General features: G+C 38.0%; 6 protein-coding genes. All 6 read right to left on the reverse strand.

What is annotated here, in order from left to right:
- Positions 1–1,491: phage portal protein (locus ACTQX9_RS09380; RefSeq protein ID WP_441541354.1), on the reverse strand; the 1,491-nt coding region annotated here is incomplete at its 3' end.
- Positions 1,492–1,499: 8 nt separating this feature from the next.
- The gene (locus tag ACTQX9_RS09385) at positions 1,500–2,708 is read right to left on the reverse strand and encodes a PBSX family phage terminase large subunit (RefSeq protein WP_441541356.1); all 1,209 of its coding nucleotides are present in this window, start codon (positions 2,706–2,708) and stop codon (positions 1,500–1,502) included.
- Positions 2,698–3,153: a hypothetical protein gene (locus ACTQX9_RS09390; RefSeq protein WP_441541358.1), complete on the reverse strand. Its 456-nt coding sequence runs from the start codon at positions 3,151–3,153 to the stop codon at positions 2,698–2,700. The genes ACTQX9_RS09385 and ACTQX9_RS09390 overlap by 11 nt, the downstream gene beginning before the upstream one ends.
- Before the next feature lie 48 nt (positions 3,154–3,201).
- Positions 3,202–3,579, reverse strand: coding sequence for an ASCH domain-containing protein (locus ACTQX9_RS09395; RefSeq protein ID WP_441541360.1), 378 nt, complete (start codon positions 3,577–3,579; stop codon positions 3,202–3,204).
- The gene (locus ACTQX9_RS09400; protein ID WP_441541362.1) at positions 3,580–3,903 is read right to left on the reverse strand and encodes a hypothetical protein; all 324 of its coding nucleotides are present in this window, start codon (positions 3,901–3,903) and stop codon (positions 3,580–3,582) included.
- 57 nt (positions 3,904–3,960) lie between these two features.
- Positions 3,961–4,359 (reverse strand): GNAT family N-acetyltransferase (locus tag ACTQX9_RS09405; protein WP_441541364.1); only part of this gene is annotated, 399 nt, incomplete at its 5' end.

A 4,359-nucleotide genomic window follows, 5' to 3' on the forward strand; every position in this document is an offset into this window, starting at 1 on the left:
TTGTCCGCTTTCTGCAACAGGTTCTCTATTTCCTGTTGGAATTTGTTCAGCTTCGTCATCTGTCACCTCCGTAGACTGGTTGAAATCAGTTTGATACCCCTGCTCTTCCAGTGCTTTCTCAACTTCGTCTGGGTCAACTTCCAAAATACCTGCTAGCAATTCTAAAACAGTGCGGTCATCAAGTCGCTGTGCTGCAGTCATGATGTTGTTAATCAAAATCTGATTGGTTTCGGCTTCCGTCTTAGCAATGGTAGCATTATCTTCTTTATTAGCCATGACGTCTCTTGTAATTGCGACTTCGACTTTACTAGCATCATAATTTTTGCCGTGCAGTTCGTTGATGTTTTCTACAATCAGTTGTAACATCTCTTTGATGACTGCACGCAAGCGTACTTCGATCTTGTTACATTTTAGATCGAGTAGGCTGTATCTTGATTTGATAACTACATTTGTGATATTCCCGTCACCTGTCTGAGAACTGTCAAACCCCATACCAAACTTGTAGATAGCTTCCTTATCTATCTCAAGTTTAGCCTTACGAGCTTCAACAGGGATATTGGTTGTGATGACATCAATGCCCCCGTTTTCACCAACTCCCACGGTCTTCTTGGTCTTGAGGTTTGTGACTAAGCTAGACAGATTGTCGCCCTCGTATCCTCTAACTGCATAAATTGGGTGGTCAAAGTCAATCAAGTTATTTGACAATGCACAAGCCATCATATCATAGTCATCAATAAGGTCTTTGATAGGTTGCAAGTCGTTAGTCTTGCCACGATTGTTTTGCAGACAGATGAATGGCACACGACCGTAGCCCTTGCCAAACTTATCTTCGCCCTTTTGAGCTAGTAGATGTGGCTTAGGATTGTATTCAGCCGAATTATCCAACTTGACCGCTTGACCATCTTCCTGCACAAAATAAAAGACTTCTTCTTTTGTCCATAACTGGATTTTAGTCACAGTCTTTTGTTTGTTATCTTTGACAATTTGTTCATCATAGTAATAAATGATTTGGTCTATGTTGTAAAATTCATTGTAGATCGGAATGATTTTAAGAGCATCAGCAGTTTTAAACCGTAAACGATTATCAGTATCAATTTTCCAAAAGGCATACTCGTAGGATTTCTGACTTGCTCCCTCGACTAACTCTTGTAACATGAGTTGGAAATCTTCGTTGACGTACTCATCTAGATATTCCTGCAATCCAGTTTGCTCAGTTGTAACCTCAATCGGATTGGACAGCAGATACTGTACTTTTTGGTCAACTAGCTCTGTAAAATACTGATGAGCAATCCGTGTGTTACTTCTGTGTTTTTCTTCAACAACTTCACCCTCATTGTTAAAATAAAAAAGACGATAGTTTGCAATATCGTGTTTACCTTCGTAGTAATTGATACCCGTCTGCATCTCTTTTTTCAAAGTGCTTCCACGGTCATTCGAGACCAGCCTTTTCACTTCGGCAACAAGTGCCGATATATTATCTGTTTGTAACATTTCTCCTCCTAAACGAGCCAGCCACTAGATTTATTGCTCGTATAAATTGCATATCTCAAAGCATCTAACACATCGTCATTTTGTTTTACTGGCTCTCCATTTTTCTCATTCCACACATACTGATAAATCTCGTCCTTGAACTTGTTAACCCTCTCAGAACAAACAAAAAAGCGACCTTGCTTCATCAGCTTAGCCACTTGTTCAATACCGCTTAAAACAGATTTGTCAGCATTTATACACCTAATTCCATCACGTTTAAAACGAGATACATGTTCTGGTCTGGCAGAATCAGCATAAAATTTAATATTGCCAAATCGTGTTTTTATATCTTTGGCAATCTCCACCCAATAATCAATTTCTTGGTACTGTGCCGAGTGCTCCTCTAAGAGGTACACCCGTCCATCTGCTGTTTGTCCGCAGACAATGATAGTTCCGTAGTGTTCGTATCCCCAGTCGACACCAGCGTAATAGGTTGTGATGTCGTCTGTCGGAATGTCTTTGTCGGATACCAGCATATCTTCTTTGAAATCACGGTAAACGGCTCCCTCACCGCTAACCCAACGGCCATAGATACCACGCTCTGTAAACATTCCACTTGGAGTTGTTGCGATGAGATTGTCAATATACCTTTGATTCAAAAAAATATTATCAAACACTGTAAAGTGATTTGAGATGATCCTCTTGTTGTCTGCCTTATCTATATAATCCTTTTTTAACCAATGATTCGGGTGATCTGGGTTTGTGTCGCAAATAATACGAGCGCCCAACCCAGAACAACGCTTCCGGATTTCATCAAACACTTCCTTGTTTGCCAACGTCGCTTCGTTGATATAAGCTCCGTAAGCCGTCATACCACGGATTGACCTTAACCCCGCGACTGTGCCGGTGAAGGTTGTGACTACGTACACCCCAAATAGGGTAAAATTTCCGTGTTTATCAAACTTGAAATCAATGCCATATTTCTCTGTTAACTCTTTTAGGATGTTTGTCTGTAAAGTACCAGCACTGGTTGCGCCAAGGATGTACATAGGTTTTTTGATGCCGTCCTTTAGAGCATTCCTTTTCGCCCTACGCAATTCCATAAGAAATAAATCATTATCAAGTTGAGTCTTACCAGCGCGGACCGCCCCATGGTTAATCATCATGTACCAGTCTTCGCGCATAGCCCGTTTTAAAATACTGATCTGCTTATCATGATATAATCCATTAAGATTCACTTAGGGCTTCCTCCAACTTATCAAACAACCTACCGATAGCACCCTCTTGCGATTCGGTGCCTTCGAGAGCCGTTTTTCGTTTTTCGTTTTCCAACTGTATTGCCTTGATACGCTCCCGTTGTTCTTTCTTGTCAAGTGCGTCTTTAGCGTCTGTGGCCGTCAGTTTGCTTATTTGCTCAAACGCTCTTACATTGCCTTTCATGGCTTTCTGCATCATAACCATGGCTAGAGCCATTTCGTTGGTTGTTTCAAAACCGAGGGTTTCTAATTGCTGCTTTACCTTATTACTAGAGACATCAGCTTGCAAGATAGTATTAAATGCTTTTTTTAAGTCTGCTTTTTTACGACGAGAACGACCCGAGTTTATCCCGCCCTTCCGGGTCATCTCTCTAAGTTCGCTCTTACTTCGCCTGTTTGCCGGAATTAAGTTTGTTTCATTAGCCAATCGCCTCACTTCCTTACTTTAAAAAATAAAAAAAGAAGCAATAGCTTCTTAAATTCTTTTATATGATTGTGGTATTTTCCCATTTGCATCAATATCTTTATAGAGTTTAGGCTGTTTAAATTTAAACAACCTATCTATTTGAATTGCTACAGCTTTATTCTTATTTAAATAATATTCATCAAAAAACTCCCTTGATATTCCTGATTTTTTATAGGTTAGTTCCCAAATTTTTTCAGGATTATCTATCAAGACTTGTTTTATTGTAAAAAAACCAACTACTTTGCCTACAGGCTTAGTTGAATAAATATAACACCTTTCTGGAATTTCTTTGAAAAACGACTTTCTATATTCGAAATGTTTCTTTCCTGTCATTATTTGTTCAACGAATTGGGGATTTATTGAAATTACTGCATTAGTCTTTTTCATTTATTTGAACCCCACAATATGATTATCATCCAATGGCAACATTTGATAGCCTAGTTCTTCTAAATCAATTATTGGTGTATTTGAAATATATGCTTTTGTTTCGGGTACTATAATTGTTCCCCAACTAATAATTTCTTTCCAAGTTACATTATCTAATAGCAACTCATTGTGATCGTATCCTCTTATGCCTTGATAAAAGCCACCGTATATAACAAGATTATCAATTCGATAAATAGCTTCCTCTAAACTTTCCCCGTAAGCTAAATTGTCATCTTCTAAAATCAACTGTCTTAATTGTTTAATATAGCTTTCTTTTTCGTTCATTTCCTTACTCCTTTTCTTTTATTATAAGGAACAGTTTTAAACGGGTCAAGAGAATATCTAATCTTTTTTTACAAAAAGAAAACTTGCTATTTTTACGTTAATTCTAGCATTTTTAGCTAATTGTTTAATAGCTGAATTACCAGTTGGAGTCTTCCCTTTTTCATAGGATTTTAATTTCCAGTTAGGGTTTTTATTCAGTGCGTAAATAAGATTTTTAGCACTTGTGACTATTCTAAAATCAAATCCTTCCTTAGCATAAAAAGTCGCAATTGATTTCAAAAATTTTGTACCAAGCCCAATGCCTTGGTAATCGGGTAAAATGACAAGCCTTGTAACTCGTTTAATTTTTTTATTTCTTGGGTGTGGGAAATGCATTACTCCAATAAAACCAACGATTTTATCTTTATCATACAATCCAAAACAACGAGCTGCATTAGCAATGTCGCCATTTAAATA

The sequence above is a fragment of the Collinsella sp. LCP19S3_F2 genome, from assembly GCF_052121015.1.
Classification (GTDB): Bacteria; Actinomycetota; Coriobacteriia; order Coriobacteriales; family Coriobacteriaceae; genus Collinsella.